The sequence below is a fragment of the Seonamhaeicola marinus genome (genome assembly GCF_008085455.1).
In genome coordinates this window covers 329,221-346,833 of record NZ_VSDQ01000729.1, presented here as the reverse complement: position 1 = coordinate 346,833, position 17,613 = coordinate 329,221, and the positions used below count along the sequence as shown (strand labels likewise).

At 33.5% G+C, this 17,613-nt stretch carries 17 protein-coding genes; 11 read left to right on the top strand and 6 right to left on the bottom strand.

The window, feature by feature from the left end:
- Positions 1–44: 44 nt before the first annotated feature.
- Positions 45–1,169 carry a glycerate kinase gene (locus FUA24_RS22545; protein ID WP_148545425.1) on the top strand — a complete coding sequence of 375 codons (1,125 nt, stop codon included), beginning with the start codon at positions 45–47 and terminating at the stop codon, positions 1,167–1,169.
- A gap of 46 nt (positions 1,170–1,215) precedes the next feature.
- Here FUA24_RS22545 and FUA24_RS22540 read toward each other — a convergent pair whose 3' ends face one another.
- From FUA24_RS22540 to FUA24_RS22525, 4 genes are read right to left on the bottom strand one after another with little or no spacing between them, the layout of a single operon-like run.
- Complete coding sequence (locus FUA24_RS22540) at positions 1,216–1,746, bottom strand: DUF5946 family protein (RefSeq protein ID WP_148545423.1); 531 nt, start codon at positions 1,744–1,746, stop codon at positions 1,216–1,218.
- Between the two features lie 11 nt (positions 1,747–1,757).
- Positions 1,758–2,018: a DUF3098 domain-containing protein gene (locus FUA24_RS22535; protein ID WP_148545421.1), complete on the bottom strand. Its 261-nt coding sequence runs from the start codon at positions 2,016–2,018 to the stop codon at positions 1,758–1,760.
- A gap of 2 nt (positions 2,019–2,020) precedes the next feature.
- Complete coding sequence (locus tag FUA24_RS22530; RefSeq protein ID WP_148545419.1) at positions 2,021–2,389, bottom strand: hypothetical protein; 369 nt, start codon at positions 2,387–2,389, stop codon at positions 2,021–2,023.
- A gap of 49 nt (positions 2,390–2,438) precedes the next feature.
- On the bottom strand, positions 2,439–3,317 hold the full coding sequence (locus FUA24_RS22525) for a cell division protein FtsX (RefSeq protein WP_148545417.1): 879 nt from the start codon (positions 3,315–3,317) through the stop codon (positions 2,439–2,441).
- Between the two features lie 223 nt (positions 3,318–3,540).
- On the opposite strand from FUA24_RS22525, the gene leuS reads away from it, so the two are divergent.
- From leuS to FUA24_RS22490, 7 genes are all read left to right on the top strand, one after another.
- Positions 3,541–6,354, top strand: a complete 2,814-nt coding sequence (gene leuS, locus FUA24_RS22520; RefSeq protein WP_148545415.1) for a leucine--tRNA ligase — start codon at positions 3,541–3,543, stop codon at positions 6,352–6,354.
- 238 nt (positions 6,355–6,592) lie between these two features.
- On the top strand, positions 6,593–6,871 hold the full coding sequence (locus FUA24_RS22515) for a SemiSWEET family sugar transporter (protein WP_148545413.1): 279 nt from the start codon (positions 6,593–6,595) through the stop codon (positions 6,869–6,871).
- 215 nt (positions 6,872–7,086) lie between these two features.
- The gene (gene ald / locus FUA24_RS22510) at positions 7,087–8,187 is read left to right on the top strand and encodes an alanine dehydrogenase (RefSeq protein ID WP_148545411.1); all 1,101 of its coding nucleotides are present in this window, start codon (positions 7,087–7,089) and stop codon (positions 8,185–8,187) included.
- Between the two features lie 139 nt (positions 8,188–8,326).
- Positions 8,327–9,037, top strand: coding sequence for a zinc metallopeptidase (locus FUA24_RS22505; protein WP_246147143.1), 711 nt, complete (start codon positions 8,327–8,329; stop codon positions 9,035–9,037).
- A gap of 24 nt (positions 9,038–9,061) precedes the next feature.
- Entirely contained in the window at positions 9,062–9,775 is a 714-nt protein-coding gene (locus FUA24_RS22500) for a Bax inhibitor-1/YccA family protein (RefSeq protein WP_148545409.1), read from the top strand.
- Positions 9,776–9,836: 61 nt separating this feature from the next.
- Positions 9,837–11,606: a MutS-related protein gene (locus tag FUA24_RS22495; protein WP_148545407.1), complete on the top strand. Its 1,770-nt coding sequence runs from the start codon at positions 9,837–9,839 to the stop codon at positions 11,604–11,606.
- A gap of 46 nt (positions 11,607–11,652) precedes the next feature.
- On the top strand, positions 11,653–12,144 hold the full coding sequence (locus tag FUA24_RS22490) for a coiled-coil domain-containing protein (protein ID WP_148545405.1): 492 nt from the start codon (positions 11,653–11,655) through the stop codon (positions 12,142–12,144).
- Here the strand turns inward: FUA24_RS22490 and FUA24_RS22485 are convergent.
- Positions 12,137–13,027, bottom strand: a complete 891-nt coding sequence (locus FUA24_RS22485) for a thioredoxin family protein (RefSeq protein WP_148545403.1) — start codon at positions 13,025–13,027, stop codon at positions 12,137–12,139. The two genes, FUA24_RS22490 and FUA24_RS22485, sit on opposite strands and share 8 nt — an antisense overlap.
- 774 nt (positions 13,028–13,801) lie before the next feature.
- Here FUA24_RS22485 and FUA24_RS22480 point away from each other — a divergent pair.
- The 3 genes from FUA24_RS22480 to FUA24_RS22470 are packed head-to-tail and all read left to right on the top strand — an operon-like array spanning position 13,802 to position 15,979.
- The gene (locus FUA24_RS22480) at positions 13,802–14,485 is read left to right on the top strand and encodes a sensor histidine kinase (RefSeq protein ID WP_246147142.1); all 684 of its coding nucleotides are present in this window, start codon (positions 13,802–13,804) and stop codon (positions 14,483–14,485) included.
- Entirely contained in the window at positions 14,482–15,171 is a 690-nt protein-coding gene (locus FUA24_RS22475; protein ID WP_148545401.1) for a LytR/AlgR family response regulator transcription factor, read from the top strand. Before FUA24_RS22480 ends, FUA24_RS22475 begins: the two co-directional genes overlap by 4 nt.
- Positions 15,172–15,199: 28 nt before the next feature.
- Positions 15,200–15,979: an amidohydrolase gene (locus FUA24_RS22470; RefSeq protein ID WP_148545399.1), complete on the top strand. Its 780-nt coding sequence runs from the start codon at positions 15,200–15,202 to the stop codon at positions 15,977–15,979.
- Here the strand turns inward: FUA24_RS22470 and FUA24_RS22465 are convergent.
- Positions 15,966–17,585 (bottom strand): Ig-like domain-containing protein, encoded by a 1,620-nt coding sequence (locus tag FUA24_RS22465; protein WP_148545397.1) that lies wholly within the window; start codon positions 17,583–17,585, stop codon positions 15,966–15,968. The two genes, FUA24_RS22470 and FUA24_RS22465, sit on opposite strands and share 14 nt — an antisense overlap.
- Positions 17,586–17,613: the final 28 nt, after the last annotated feature.

The following is a 17,613-nucleotide window of genomic DNA, read 5'->3' as shown; positions in this document are numbered from 1 at the left end:
AAGCTTATATGGTTTTGTAGGTTTTTTAAATTAATTTTGAAATAGTGAAAATAGTATTAGCACCAGATAAATTTAAAAACTCATTAAGTGGATTGGCATTTTGCGAAGCTGTTGAAAGTGGCATCTCAAAAGTTCGAAAGGATGTTGAGTTTATAAAACTACCATTAGCAGATGGAGGAGATGGTACCATTGAGGTGGCAAACTTTTATCTTAATGGAGAGGTGGTCTATGTTACTGTAAATAATCCTTTTTTTGAACCTGTTAAAGCGTCTTACTTGTTTTCAATAGATTCAAAAACAGCATTTATTGAAATGGCTGAAGCCTCTGGCGTTAAATTGCTACAACCGGACCAATTTGATTGCAAAAATGCCACTACATTGGGAACAGGTGAAATGATTGTTGATGCTATAGAAAAAGGAGCTGAAAAAATCATTCTTGGTATAGGGGGAAGTGCCACAAACGATTGTGGAATTGGTATGGCAACAGCCTTAGGCTATAGATTTTTAGATAACAGAAGTAAAGAAGTAATGCCTATAGGAGCTAATTTATCTCAAATAGCAACGATAGATGTCTCTAATGTACATCCTAAATTACACGAAGTAGAATTTCAAGTGGCATGTGATGTAACAAATCCTTTATATGGAGAGAATGGTGCTGCTTATGTGTATGGTGCTCAGAAAGGTGCGTCTTGGCAAGATATAAGGATGTTAGATAAAGGCTTAACAGATTTCTCGAAAATTTTGGATGATGTATTTCAAGTGAATTCGCAGTCTGTTAAGGGTGCAGGAGCAGCAGGAGGAATGGGTATTGCGTCAAAGGTGTTTTTAAATGGCCACTTAAAACCAGGTATTGAACTCATTAAAAGTTTAGCACAATTTGATGAAAAAATAGAAGGAGCAGATTGGATTATTACAGGTGAAGGAAAACTAGATTCGCAAACCATGTCTGGCAAAACGATACAGGGTGTATTGTCTTCAGCGAAAGCGAAACAAATAAATGTAGGTGCATTTTGTGGTGCTATTGATGTTTCTGAAGCTGAAGCCACTGAACTAGGAATACGTTATACAGATGCCGTTATTGAAAAAGCCAAATCTTTAGAGGATGCAATGGAAAATGGTTATGACTACGTGCAGCAAATAGCAATTGAGTTTGCTAAATATCTTAAGTAATTGTTTCATGATTTTTAGTATTAAAGTTGAATGTTACCTATTGCGCTTATTCTACTAAAAAACCTTGTGCAATTTTATCTACTAAATTATGATGATTATGCCATACGTCATAAACACATTTAGCCCATTGTTTTATTAAATCTTTACATTTGGTTGTGTCTGTTGCAACTTTAAGTATATCTACTGTTGTAATATTTCCTCTTTTGAGTAACTCAGGGGGATTTAAATGCTCGTCTGGTTTGTCTTTTTTATATGAGTTTAAATGGTTGCTTAGTTTAGGAGATAATTTATAAGTCCACTTAACATCATATTTAAAAATTAGATGCAGCCTTAAAAGATGAAAGTGATTACTCCATCTACCGTGAATTTCAGGGTGTTGTAAAGCATGAGCATCTACAATAAAAAACCTATAAATATGATTTTCAGTATCAGAGAAATCACTGGAATCGAAACTTAGATTGAAAATTTCAAGACATTCGCTAATGCCTCTTTCTGTGTTTGCTCCACAAAATTGGCATTTTCCACTATTAAGAAGTGTAACGCCGTTTTTGTTAGCTAAATCAATATAATTTTGCAATGCAGTTTAAACTATTTCTTGTCAGGGTTAAGTAGAATAGCATAAATCTGAATGCCAAAACCAATCAACACTAAAGCAGGTGCTAAGCGAATACGTCTCCAACTAAAGATTTCTGGATTAAAAACATTAGGGTCATCACTACCGCCACCGGCCATTAATATAAAACCTAAGGCAATTGTTGCTAAACCAATAAACATAAACTTGTAGTTTTTCTTTCCAAATACAAATGTAGATTTAGGCTTAGGAGACTCTTTCTGTTTTTTATTTGCCATAGTTACTTAAATTCTGTGAAAATTATAGTGTCATCAACTTCAAGCTGTGAAATATGTTCAGAGGTAATTCGTCCTCCAAAAATCTTAGCTAGGTGCAAAGTAACGGTTTTATTTAGAACTTTTGCGTTAAGAGAATCTAAATTTAATCCTCGCTCCAAACCTCTATTAATGTAATAACGGTCACCTTGGGCATCTTTAAATATAAGGTCAAAAGAAGATCCTTCGGAAATAGCTACAATTTTTCGAGTTTCTACGTTGCATTTTTCGGCTGTAGTATCTTGAATAACAGCAGCCATTAATCCTTGATATCCAATAAAAATTAGTAAGGCGAGAAGGCATAAACCTCCTAAGTAGTAGACTGTTTTTTTCATGAAAGTTGGTGTTAGTTAAATTACTAACGTTTCACCTTCAAGAATATTACTAATAGTATAATTCGTCTGTTCTTAAATTTAAGAAACGCTGTGTTGCAAAGTGCGTGCTTATCCAAGTAATAACAATACCTAAACCAAAAATCACAACAAACAACAAACCAACAAGAATAGCATTACTCGTTAATTCCAATTCTGGGAACGTTTTGTTCAAATAGTAGAAAACAACAGCCATCCCTATTAAAGCAAGAGTTGCACCTATAATACCCAAACGAATGCTTTTCCAAATAAACGGTTTTCTAATAAACTGTTTAGTGGCTCCTACCATTTGCATAGTTTTAATTGTAAATCGTTTTGAGTACACAGATAAACGTAATGAGCTATTTATTAGTAAAACTGCAATAACGGTAAACAGGGCACTTATAATTAATACCCAGAAACTTATCTTTTTAACGTTATCGTTCATTAAGTTTACTAAATCATTATCGTAGCTTACTTCATCAACAAACTTTTTATTTAAAGCTTCGGCTGAAACTGTTTCTAGGTGTTCAGACGTTACATAATCGGCTTTTAAGTGCACATCAATGGAGTTTTGTAATGGGTTATACCCTACAAAATCCATAAAATCTTCACCAGTTTCAGCTTTCATAAATTCAGCAGCTTGTTCCTTAGAAACATATTCGGTAGATTTTACGTAATCGCTCATCATTAGGCTCTTTTCAAGTTGTTTTACCTCTACCTCTTTAGCATTTTCTTTTAAGTAGATGGTAACAACCACTTGTTCCTTAAAATGATCCGATACTTTTTTCGCATTTAAGAGCATAATACCCAACAAGCCCAATAAAAACAAGACCAATGCAATACTTAAAACTACAGAGAAATAAGAAGAGATAAGTCGGCGTTTTTGTTGTTTTTCGTAGTATGAACTCATAGAACTATTGGATTAATGCAGTAAAAATATAAAAGAAATATTACTTCCTTAAGTATTACAACGTTTAACTTTTAATAGTCTTATAATAAGTTTAAATTTGCGCATTTAAAATCCGTCATTTTGAGCGAAGCACGGGAATCTTTTAATTAAGAAACGTAAAGTTATTTCAAAAGATTGCCACAGCCGTGTCTCCTTCGCAATGACAAAAGGTGTTTACAAAATAATGCGATACAATTTCAACGAAATAGAAGCCAAATGGCAGAAATATTGGGCAGAGAACCAAACATTTAAAGCTGAAAATAATAGTGATAAACCAAAGTATTATGTGTTAGATATGTTTCCTTACCCTAGTGGAGCAGGCTTACACGTTGGGCATCCGTTAGGATATATCGCTTCCGATATTTATGCACGTTACAAACGTCATAAAGGTTTCAATGTATTGCATCCTCAAGGTTATGATTCTTTTGGGTTGCCAGCAGAACAATATGCTATTCAAACAGGACAGCATCCTGCAATCACTACTAAAGAGAATATTGCAACGTATCGTCGTCAGTTAGATCAAATTGGTTTTTCGTTTGATTGGTCTCGTGAAGTACGCACGTCTGACCCTAAATATTACAAATGGACACAATGGGTGTTTATTCAATTATTCGAATCTTGGTTTAATTACGATACTAATAAAGCCGAAGACATTTCAGAATTAATTAAACTATTTGAAGCCGAAGGAAACGCAAATGTGAATGCGGCATGTGACGATACCGTTGAGGTGTTTACAGCTGAAGATTGGAGTAATTTTTCTTCTGAAGAACAACAAAATAAACTACTACACTATAGATTAACCTATTTAGCTGAAACCGAAGTAAATTGGTGTCCTGCATTAGGAACCGTTTTAGCAAATGATGAAATTGTAAATGGGGTTTCGGAACGTGGCGGACATCCTGTAGTAAGAAAGAAAATGACACAATGGAGTATGCGTATTTCGGCATATGCTGAAAGACTACTTCAAGGTTTAGATACTATAGATTGGACAGATTCTTTAAAGGAAAGTCAACGTAACTGGATTGGAAAATCTGTTGGGGCTTCTGTAACTTTCAATGTGAATAATCATGAAGAGACTATTGAGGTTTTCACCACCCGTCCTGATACTATTTTTGGTGTAAGTTTTATGACTTTGGCACCAGAACATGATCTGGTATCAAAGATCACGACACCTGAACAAAAAGCGGAAGTAGAAGCTTATATTGAGGCAACGTCTAAACGTAGTGAACGAGATAGATTGTCTGATGTAAAGACAATTTCAGGTGTGTTTACTGGTGCTTATGCAGAGCACCCTTTCACTAAAGAACCAATTCAAATCTGGATTGGCGATTATGTATTAGCAAGCTACGGAACGGGAGCAGTTATGGCAGTACCATGTGGTGACCAACGTGATTACGATTTTGCGAAGCATTTTGGAATTGATATTCCGAATATTTTTGAAGGTGTAGATATTTCAGAAGAAGCATTTGCAGACAAAGACAAAACCATTATTGCCAATAGTGATTTCATTAATGGTATGAATTATAAAAAGGCTACCAAACGTGTTATTTACGAATTGGAGCAGATTGGTCAAGGTGAAGGAAAAACTAATTACCGTTTACGTGATGCCGTGTTTAGTCGTCAGCGTTATTGGGGAGAACCATTCCCAGTATATTATGTGAATGGTATGCCGCAAATGATTGCTACAGAACATTTGCCAATTGAATTACCAGAAGTTGAAAAATATTTGCCAACCGAAACCGGTGAGCCACCATTAGGAAATGCCACCGTTTGGGCTTGGGATACAACGAAGAATGAAGTTGTTTCAAACAACTTGATTGATAACAAAACGGTGTTTCCACTTGAATTGAATACCATGCCAGGTTGGGCGGGAAGTTCCCAATACTTTAACCGTTACATGGACCCTAATAATGAGGATGCTATCTTCTCAAAAGAAGCTATTGATTATTGGCAGCAAGTGGATTTATATATTGGAGGTTCTGAGCATGCTACAGGACACTTATTATATTCTCGTTTTTGGCAAAAGTTCATGTTTGATAAAGGCTATGTAAACCATGATGAGTTTGCTAAAAAACTGATTAATCAAGGGATGATTTTGGGGACTAGTGCAATAGTTTATAGGGTTGCAGGTACTAACCAATATGTGTCAAAAGGGTTAAAAGGAGATTATGATGTGGAAGAATTACGTGTTGATGTAAATATGGTTAACTCTTCAGATGAAATTGATGTAGAAGCATTGAAGAAATGGCAACCTCAATTTAATGACGCTGAATTTATTCTTGAAAATGGGGTTTATATTGTTGGAAGAGAGGTAGAGAAAATGTCTAAACGTTGGTTCAACGTTGTTAATCCAGATAACATCTGCGAAGATTACGGAGCAGACAGTTTACGTCTCTACGAAATGTTCTTAGGGCCATTAGAACAATACAAACCTTGGAATACCTCTGGTATTACAGGAGTTCATGGATTCTTAAAGAGATTATGGAAACTGTATATTGATGATAACGGCTTAAAAGTAACGGATGCAGAGCCTTCAAAAGACAGCTTGAAAACATTGCATAAAACCATTAAAAAGGTAGAAGAAGATATAGAGAATTTCTCGTTCAATACATCAGTATCTACGTTTATGATTGCGGTTAATGAATTAACAGCTCAAAAGTGTACTAGCAAGGCTATTTTAGAACCGTTGTTAATATTGGTGTCTCCTTATGCACCGCATATTGCTGAAGAACTATGGAATGCTTTAGGAAATACTGAGTCTATATCAACAGCTGAATTCCCTGTATTTGATGAAAGCCATTTGGTAGAAAGTAGTAAGAACTATCCAATTTCATTTAATGGTAAAATGCGTTTCACTATGGAATTACCATTAGATATGAGTAAAGACGATATTGAGGCTGCTGTTATGGCGCATGAAAAGACTCAAGAACAACTAAAAGGACGCACTCCGAAAAAAGTGATTGTAGTTCCTGGTAAGATTGTGAATATAGTAGGGTAAAATTGTTGTCATTCTGAGGAGGTACGACGTGGGAATCTCTTTGGTCTAGGAACTAACTAAAAAGAGAAGGTTGTTTATTTATTAAACAAATTTTTGCGGTTATTTATTCCTTTCGAACGGTTGCGATGTGGTAACTTGGACTTGTTTGTGCCGAACTTGTTTCAGTATTTCGGGTTGACGAATTTTGGATAAGATTCTGAAATAAATTCAGAATGACAACCATACTTTAAGAAGAACTATGGAAGGTTTTAAAATAGACTACATTGAAATTATAGGAATTGTAGCGGCTATCCTAACTACAGCTTCCTTTCTTCCGCAGGTATACAAAACTTGGAAAACAAAAGACGTGTCTTCACTTTCACTTCCTATGTGGCTTATCTTTTTTGTCGGTATTCTGTTCTGGTTGGTTTACGGTATTCTAGAAAAAAGTATATCTATGGTTTTAGCTAATTCAATAACCATAGTGTCTTCCTTTTTAATGCTTTATTTTAAGATAAAGTACGGCAAGCGCCAATAAATTTCCTCAAATTAAGGGGTTTCCTCAGGTATTGCGTCTTTGGTTTATGAATACGTAACAAAACGCTTTTAAATCGGTGTGTTTTATTTGATTCATATCAAAATGTTAATTTTGTTATTTATTTTTCAACAAAAAACGTTTTTTAGAATTAATTATCAAATATTGTATTAAATTTGTAACCGTTTTAAAAGAATATTTAAAAATTTATAAGCCTTATGAAAATTGGTGTTCCTATTGAAATAAAAAATAACGAAAACCGTGTTGGAATGACACCTTCTGGTGTTTTCGAATTAACAAAAAGAAACCACGCAGTTTATGTACAAAAAGATGCAGGTTTTAATAGTGGATTTTTTGATGAAGATTATATTAAAGCAGGTGCTTCTATTCTAAATACTATTGAAGAGGTATACGAAGCTGCAGATATGATTGTAAAGGTTAAAGAACCTATTGAAAAAGAATATACCTTAATAAAACCGCATCATACGGTATTTACCTATTTCCATTTTGCCTCTAGTGAACCTTTAACAAAGGCTATGGTAGATAGTAAAGCTGTTTGTATAGCCTATGAAACTGTTGAAGCAGAAGATGGTTCTTTACCATTATTAATACCAATGTCTGAGGTTGCAGGTAGAATGTCTATTCAACAAGGGGCTAAATATTTAGAAAAGCCAATTAAAGGAAGAGGTATTTTATTAGGAGGTGTTCCAGGTGTGCCACCAGCAAAAGTTTTGGTTTTAGGAGCAGGAGTTGTAGGGTATCAAGCGGCTAAAATGGCAGCGGGATTAGGAGCCTATGTGATTATTATGGACATAAATATGAAAGCGCTTCGTTATGTAAGTGACTCTATGCCTAATAATGTAATTAGTGAATTCTCAAGTGAATATAATATTAGAAAGCACATTAAAGATGCCGATTTAATAATTGGAGGTGTATTAATTAAAGGAGCTAAAGCCCCTAAATTAATAACAAAAGATATGTTGAAAGATATGCGCCCTGGAACGGTAATAGTAGATGTGGCAGTAGATCAAGGTGGTTGTTTTGAGACGACTAAGCCAACAACACATGAAGAGCCTACATATATTATTGACGATGTTGTACATTACTCCGTTGCAAATATGCCAGGTGCAGTACCTTACACATCTACAATGGCATTAACCAATGTAACATTACCATACGTTATTAAATTAGCAGAAGAAGGATGGGAAAAGGCATGTGAAAGTAGCACGGCTCTTGCTAAAGGATTAAATGTGGTAAATGGAAAAATAGTATATAAAGAAATAGCTGAGGCATTCAATTTAGAATTTGAAATGGCTTAGTACAGCTAGAACCAATTAATGGCAGAATAGACTCTAAAACCAAAAAGTGTTTTAGGGTCTTTTTTTTCTGTCAAAATTTCAGAATTAAAAATCTGGTGTAATTATTGTTATATTTAAGGAAAATTTTGACTTAAATATTATGATGACAGGATATATGGGTTACTACATACTAATCGGAGCCATTTCTTTGGTAAGTTGGTTAGTTAGTAACCAATTAAAAAGAAAATTTGCCTACTATTCTAAAGTGAGTTTACGCAATGGTATGAGTGGTGCTGAGATTGCCGAAAAAATGTTGGCAGATCATGGTATTAGAGATGTTCAGGTAATTTCTACTAGAGGACAGCTTACAGACCATTATAACCCAAAAAATAAAACGGTTAATTTAAGTGAGGTAGTTTATAACCAACGCAATGCAGCGGCGGCGGCGGTTGCAGCACATGAAGTTGGGCATGCGGTGCAACATGCCACGGCATATCAATATTTAACTATGCGCTCTAAGTTAGTGCCAGTTGTTCAAATTACCTCTAGCATGTCCAAACTTGTAGTGTTTGGTGGGCTTGCTTTAATGGCCTCTAATGCTATTGGAGGTGCTGGTTATTTAATAGCTTTAGCAGGATTAGTAATGATGGGGTTTGCAACGTTGTTTAGTGTTATAACCTTACCAGTAGAATACGACGCAAGTAATAGAGCTTTAAAATGGTTGAAAGCTAAAAACATAGTGACCCCAGAAGAATATAAAGGTTCTGAAGATGCCTTAAAATGGGCAGCAAGAACGTATTTAGTAGCCGCAATTGGTGCAATTGCATCACTTTTATACTGGGCTTTGCAAGTATTTGGAAATAGACGATAACAATTAAAAAATAATATAATAATTATGGATCACTTTCAGGAAAATGAATTCCAAACCAGAACATTAGTTAGCCATTTAACAGATGAAGAACAAGTAGCATTTTACAAAAGGACCTACGCTCATGTTGCAGGAGGTGTATTAGTGTTTATTCTTTTTGAATACCTTATGTTACAAAGTGAAACCTTGCTGAATTTTTCACTTTCAATGTTAGATGGATGGCGCTGGTTAATTATGTTAGGAGGTTTTATGCTGGTAACAAACTATGCTGAAAGTATGGCGCTAAGAACAGCAGATAAGAACAAGCAGTATTTGGCCTATGGACTCTATATTTTGGCAGAGGCCTTTATATTTTTACCAATGATTTATTTTGCTATAGCTTACACAGAAAATTTTGATTTGTTAAATCAAGCAGCTATAGTAACTTTAGCATTATTTACAGGGCTTTCCGCTGTTGTACTGATAACTAAAAAAGACTTTTCGTTTTTAAGAGCAGGTTTAACTGTTGGATTTTTTATAGCCATTGGTTTAATATTAGCAGGAACGTTGTTTGGGTTTAACCTTGGACTTTGGTTTTCTGTTGGCATGTGTGTTTTGGCAGCCGGTTCCATTTTATACCAAACTTCTAACTTAGTACATAAATATTCACAGGATCAATACATTCCAGCAGCTTTAGGCTTATTTGCTGCATTAATGCTGTTATTTTGGTATGTGTTAAGAATATTTATGTCTAGAGACTAAGCTTAAAAATTAACATAATATAAAAAGCTCTGTTTTTTCAGGGCTTTTTCTTTATTTCTATATGGACAATCCAATTGAATATTATAAAGCGCATCTTGAGACTTATAAAGCGGAGGCGAAAGCATGCCAAAAAAAGATGATAAGCCTCAGCTTATTGAGGTTAGGCGTGTTTGCTTTAAGTGCTTTTGGTGTTTACTTTTTCTTTGATAATTGGCAAATTGCCGCAGGCGTTGGTTTAGTAGGTGTCATAGTATTTGTAAAATTACTTTCACGATATACAGATGTTAAACAAAACAAGGCTTTTTATGAAGCATTGGTCAATATTAATGAAGATGAACTAAAAATAGCCTCTGGAGATTTTCATAATAGAGATGAAGGCTTACAGTTTCAAGATCCTTCGCATTTTTATAGCTTGGATATCGATTTATTTGGCAGAGGATCTTTTTTTCAGTTCATAAACAGAACCACAATTAAAGAAGGCGCATTTAAACTTTCAGAATTACTAAAAGCCAATAACATAGAAGAAATTCCTGAAAGACAAGATGCCATTAAGGAGCTGTCATTAGACCCAAAATGGCGCCAACATTATTCAGCAACTTCAAGTTTGGTATCTGTAGAAACACCTGCTAAAGAAATTATAGGTTGGTTAAAAGAATATCAAACATTTTTACCAAAAATTGCTAAATGGCTGCCCATAGGTTTTTCTGTAGTCACTATTACTTTACTTGTGCTAACCATAACGAGTGTAATTACCCCTTCTTTTATTGGGTATTGGTTGTTTGTTGGTTTAGGGATTTCAGGAAAGTATGTGAAGAAAATAAACATGCTTTCGTTAAAGGTAGACAAGGTAAAAGATACATTTAGGCAATACAGCTTATTACTCAAACTTATTGAAGATGCCTCCTTTAAATCAGGGCTTTTAAAGGAAAAGCAAGAAAAAATAATGTCTAATGATAAAAAAGCTTCTGCAATTTTTAAGGAACTCTCTAGAGCGCTGGATGCATTAGATAATAGAAATAACATTATAGGCGCCATCTTTGGAAATGGTTATTTTCTAACCGATATAAAGAATAGTTATAGAATTGAACAATGGATCAAAGACTATGCGCATAAAGTACAAGACTGGTTTGAGGTTGTGTCTTTCTTTGATGCTTATAATTCACTTGGAAATTTTGCATATAATCACCCGCAGTTTAATTATCCCGAAATTTCTTCTAATGCAGCTGTTATCGATGCAGAAAAGTTGGGACATCCGTTGCTTGATGCTTCTAAACGCGTAGATAGCGATTTGGTAATTAACAATGAGCAATTCTTTATTGTTACAGGTGCAAATATGGCAGGAAAAAGTACCTTTTTAAGAACAGTTTCTTTGCATATAGTAATGGCTAATGTTGGCTTACCAATTTGTGCTAATGAAAGTAAATACAACCCAGTTAAACTTATTACGAGTATGCGAACTACAGATTCTTTAACAGATGATAGTTCGTATTTCTTTTCGGAGTTAACACGATTAAAGTTTATTGTAGATACGATAGCTAAAGCACCTTACTTTATAATTTTAGATGAAATTCTAAAAGGAACAAATAGTACAGATAAAGCTATAGGTTCTAAGAAATTTGTTGAAAAACTAGTAGCTTCTAATGCCACAGGAATTATTGCTACGCACGATTTAAGCCTTTGTGATATTGAACAAGAACTAGATGATGTTCAAAACTACTATTTCGATGCAGAAATTATAAATGATGAGCTTTATTTTGACTACAAACTAAAAAAAGGTATTTGTCAAAATATGAATGCATCTTTCCTTCTAAAGAAAATGGAAATAGTATAGGAATACGTTTAATGTGACTTCTTTAAGTTCTATTGGTCTAAAGAGTATGACGAATAGAATTTTTAATATGACTAAAATACTGGTGGTCCTAGTGTTTTTTGGATGCGGCAATATGTTTGCTCAAGAGGTAACCTTAAACGAGGTAATTTACAAAGTAGAAAAGGATGTTATTCTAAAAGAAGGCACCGATGTAACTTCTAACCTAAGCGAAGAACAAAAAACTAAGATTTTACAATTAGCAAAAGATAAAAGATTACAGGAAACTGCTGATTCAGAAAAAGCTAAGGAATTAAAAGAAGCCGAAAAAAGAGAAAAAAGAATTCATAAGAAGCGAAAGAAAACCCAAAAAGCATTAAAACAAGCAGAAAAAAGACAGGATAACTTTAATAGTGCTGATAAAAAGTATAAAAAGACCTTAGCAAAGTATAAAAAGCTAAAGGAGAAAGGGAAACTTTCTCCTGCAGATGAAACTAAAATGCTTGAAAAAATTGATAAGCTCAATCAAAAGTTAGACAAAGCCAAGCGTAAACTTAAATAGTTGACTTTATTTTTTCGATCATTTTTAGAGCATTTTCATCGTTTGGTGTAATGCTTAGTACTTTGTAATAGCTCCTTAAAGCATTTTCATTGTTTCCAGTTTCAAATTGAGCTTCTCCCAGGCTATCATAAACGTTAGGTTTATAAGGGAATATCTTAGTGTTTAATTCAAAAACAAATAAGGCTTTTTCCGTTTCCTTAGATCGTAAAAGCGCATATCCATAAGTGTTTAATTCTCTTGAACCTTTTACGAATTCTGATAATCTAGGAATTAAATTAGGGGTTTCCTCCCTTAGTGCTTCCACAGATTTTGTTTGTAATAAATGATCCAAATACCGTACAACAAAATAATTAGGTGTATATTTTTTTTGAGTAACTATTTTTAGAATATCGTTTTCTAGGGTTTCCTTCGGTGATTCTACAATTCTATTAATTTCTTTACCGTCTTTATAAAAGATAAATGTAGGAACTCTGTGAATATTTAAACCTTTTTCTTCATGGTTCGGACTCTGTTTATAGGCCTCTTTAGTTCTGTCTACAGCGATAACCTCTAATTGAGTTTTTGGAAACTTGGCTTGGTCTAGTATTTTGTAAAATCTTGGGACTTCCCGTTTACTATCACCGCACCACGTTCCTAAAAAAGCTTTTATTTCATAATGGGATAGTGAGTCTTTTAAAAGTTTAACGACCTTTTTATTTTCTAAATAGTCATCATAGTTTTTTAAAAACCACGCTTTAAAAGAGTTTTTAGTTAAATCGGATTTGTCAATTTTTCCTAATAATAATTCTTTGCCTTCTCTATTTACCAAAGCGTTTTGTGAGGTTTGCGAAAAGCCAAATTGTAGGTTAAGTAGAATGATAAAAAGGATTACTGTTCGTTTCATGATTATTGATTGTTTATCCAAATATAAAGAGCTAACTGTTTGTTAACTAGAATAATGTACAGGTTGCTCAATAATGTGTATTAACTAATTAATTGGTAATACAAACAACATTTTGGTGTAGTAACATTAAGCCAAATACAGGTTCGTCTTCATATAATTAAGTTTAATCGTTACATTACAGGACTTTCATCGAAAGTAAGGAAGGTATCTGTAGATTCTGGGTTAAATTAGAGAGACTAATCCATTAAAAACTGCTCTCATGATTTTACTCATCAAAATTCTATTAATTTCCTTAATTGTTCTATTCTTTTACACCGTACTATCCTTTTATCTTCTTTTAACTAGTGTTGTATTTAAAAGCTATAATTAGAAGCTTTAGGCAAACAATTGTTGGTGTGTATTGCAATTAATTCTGTTGTTTGTAACTTCAAACGATCATTTTGTACTATCTATTTGAAGATTTAGGCTTTTCTCAGTATTTTCATCGCTATGCAAATAGTGAACAAACATCTATCTAGAGCCCTGGTGCACATCCTCTTTTGGATGCTCTTTATTTTTGTGTCGCTTTTTTTGTTTTCAGATTTCTATTGGAGGCAAAATCCGTTTTTACAATATCTGTCCCTTTTAGTTATCATAGTATATGTTAATTACTTTTGGTTACTGCCGTTTTTTGTGAAGAAAAAAATGTACGTGATGTATGTTTTACTCTTTTCGCTAATATCGTTTTTAGCTACGCAGTTGTACTGTTACATATTTGCCCAATGCGGTTGTTCTTTGTTTAAGTGCTTAAGTGATTATTTATGGCAGTCTCTAGTGCCTTTAATATTCTTTTCTTTTGTGTGGATGCTATATAGGTTTTTAGATGAACAAGAAAAAGTAGCGGCAATAAAAAAGCAGCATACAGAGATGGAATTAAAGTTCTTAAAGTCTCAGATAGATCCACATGTATTATTTAATAATTTAAATACCATTTACTCTTATGCTATAGAAAAGCCTAATGAAGTTCCTGAAATGGTGCTTATGTTATCAGATAATCTGAAGCATGTGTTATATGACAGTAATTCTAAAACAGTAGCTCTGGAAAAAGAAATTCAGTTTATAGATAACTATATTAAATTTCAGAAGTTGCGTGTTGAAGGGGTAAAACAAGTAAATTATTTAAAAGAAATTGACGGATATAATTATGAAATAGCTCCGTTATTGCTAATTTCTATTATTGAAAATGCGTTTAAACATAGCACACTAAATAGTACCATTTCAATAAACATTGAAGTTAAAAATAGCGAGTTAGTATGTGTTTGTGAAAATGGGTTCAAAGAAGTTCAGACAGATGAAAAAAATGGCATTGGGCTGAGAAATCTTAAAAAGCGTTTAGAACTTATTTATCCTGACGATTATGTTTTTAATGTAGAGAAAGCTGAAACTTTCAAAGTGTATTTAAAATTAAAATTGCAATGACTTGTATAATTATTGAAGATGAAATACCAGCGCAAAGGATTTTAAAAAACTTTATTGATAAGATTCCTAATTTGGAACTGGTGAAAACCTTTAAGGCTGCCATGGAGGCTAATTCATTTTTAAATACACACACTGTAGACCTAGTGTTTTTAGATATTAACCTTCCTGATATCTCTGGAATTGATTTTATTAAGACAGTTAAAAATCCACCTGCTGTAATTATGACTACAGCGTATCCTGATTATGCAGTTAGTAGTTTTGAATTAAGAACTATTGTAGATTATTTGGTAAAACCTTTTTCTTTTAATCGGTTTTTAAAGGCAATTAATAAGGCGGAAGAACGTGTTGGGAATTCTACAATAGCCTCAGACAATAAAGAGGAGACTATTTTTTTAAATGTAGATAAAACCATGCATAAAATTGTAATTAATGATATTCTCTACATTGAATCCGATAGGAACTACTTAACACTAGTAACCAAAACTCAAAAACTTTCGTTTATAGATTCTTTAAAAAATTGGACTGAAAAACTTAAAGCAGATGCCTTTGTTCAGGTCCATAAATCGTTTATAATTAATTCGAATTACGTAGATAAAATTTCAGGGAACATTGTTTTTTTAGAATCGAATAAAATACCTGTAGGTAGAACCTATAAACCTAATTTATTAAAGGCGCTAGGTGTTTAGGTTATTAGATTAGTTTTATCTTTAGCTCATGCAAGAAACACTTAAGGTAGCAATAATACAGTCTAATCTAGTTTGGGAGAATCCAAAAGAGAACAGGGCTAACTTTTCAAAAAAGTTTGAAGAACTTTCAGGAACTGTAGACCTCGTTATTTTACCAGAAATGTTTACATCTGGTTTTACAATGAATGCCGAAAATGTAGCAGAATCTATGCAAGGAGAAACAGTCTCTTGGATGAAGGGAATGGCATCAATGTATAATACTGGTGTTATAGGCAGTATTGTAATTTCGCAAAACAAAAATTTTTACAACAGATTAGTATTTATTGACCCATCTGGAGACATAAAAACATATGACAAGAAACACACTTTTACTTTAGCAGGAGAAGACAAGGTATACTCTGCTGGAAAAGAAAAATTGATTGTAAATTATAAAGGATGGAAATTATGTCCTTTAGTTTGTTACGATTTAAGATTTCCCGTTTGGGCTAGAAACACTGCTAATTACGATGTCCTTTTGTACGTGGCCAATTGGCCGAAACCTAGAATTTCAGCTTGGGACGCTTTATTAAAAGCTCGAGCTATAGAAAATATGAGCTATTGTATAGGTGTAAATAGAGTTGGGGTAGATGGTTTGGGTATTGAATACTCTGGAAACTCTGCAGCTTATGACGTTTTAGGAAATAAAATATCAAACATGGAGCCTTATAGGGAACAGACTGAAATTGTAACATTAGAAAAAGCTCATGTAACCAAATACAGAAATAAACTAAAATTTCTAGACGATAGAGATAAGTTTACTCTGGAGTAAAATTTAAAGTAGGAGACAAGCCCCAATTAGACCTTACCTCATCTGGCATTTCAAAGTGGCTCACACGTTCTGGCTGGATCTTTTTTAAGTAGTTTCCTGTATCATACTTTTTGTTGCCATTAGTGTCATGAATAACTCTAATATTATACTTCCCCGGACTTAAATCCAGAAAATCAACGGCTTCAGGCTTTTCTGAGTATTTCTCATATTTTACTTCGCCTTTAGAATCCGTTAACTGAATAATCACTGGGTATTCTGCTCCAATCAAAGTAAGTCTTGCATAACCATAGTCAGCTTCCTTTCTGGTGTTAACACTAAAGTAAAGCGTGTCGGTATTAATACCACTAAAGAAACCTTCAAAAGCCTCTGGTTCTACCATGAACTCATAGCGATTTTCATAGGTCTTTTTAAAGTCAAAAAGATACGTGTTATTAATAGTATCAAAGGACGTCTTGAACTCTACATTAACAGAGTCCTTATCCATTAACTTAATTTTAGATTTGTCAAAATAAATAAGCGGCGTTGATCCAGAAATTTTAAAAGCTTCTTTTAAACCAATAGAACCCGAAGGTGATTCTTTTAAAGTTAAAGAATCTCTTTCTTGTATACTAATCCTAGCGGTAAGGTCCTTCTCGTAATCGTTATTAGTAACCTTAAAGTTTAAAGAATCTACATCTTCACCTAATCGGGGATTATACCAGTAATAAAGAGTATCTGTTTTTTCATCTTTTGTAATTCTATATTCAAATTCATCAGGCACTTCAGAAGTAATAGCAATCTTCATGTTTTTGTTATCTCCCTCATAACCAAAGGCTATTTTTTCGCCAGAAATTAATCTAGGTTTTACCGCTTTGAAATCTAATGCTTCCTTGAATAATTTTAAGGTGTATGAAGAATCCGTAGGCACTTCTATAAAACTTTTATGAAAGGCAATTTGATCTGATTTCTGCTGAAATTTATTATCACCATTATTATCCTTTAACGCCATAAGCATATACTTTCCAGCTTTTACGTTTTCAATAGAAAATGTAGTAAGACTATCTAAAGTATTTGTAATGTACTTGGGTACTTCTTTATAGACTATAGAATCGGTAAACGTAGAATCTACCTCATACAACGCAACATTAACAAAAGTTTCTGGCTGATTATAATACGCGTCCATAATAGTACCTTTAACACTTAAAGAGTCTATATAATCACCGGTAGAAAATACGTATCTGTAATACGGGTAAGGATTACCTTCATTATTGTCTACAATACTATTACCAAAGTTAAATGCGTAGGTAGTATTAGGAGAAAGTGTATCTAGGATTTTAATTTTTATCTTTTTGCTCGCTCCACTCATAGGTCTAATTTCTGGAGTGTATTTCATTGGAGGCGAGATAATAAGTTGCTTTTGGATGTTCTTTATTTTAATAAATTCATCAAACACAATCTCAATTTCATTACCCTTAAAGTTTGTTGAATAGTTTTCGGGAGAAGATTTTTCAATTTTTGGTGGTTCTTCATCTTTAGGACCTCCTTCTGGTGTACCACGATTAGCACAATTAATTAAAAGTGCTCCGAAAAAAACTAATAAAACAAAGTTTGAAAGGGTTTTATTCATTACCAAGTTAAATTTTGCACAAACCTAC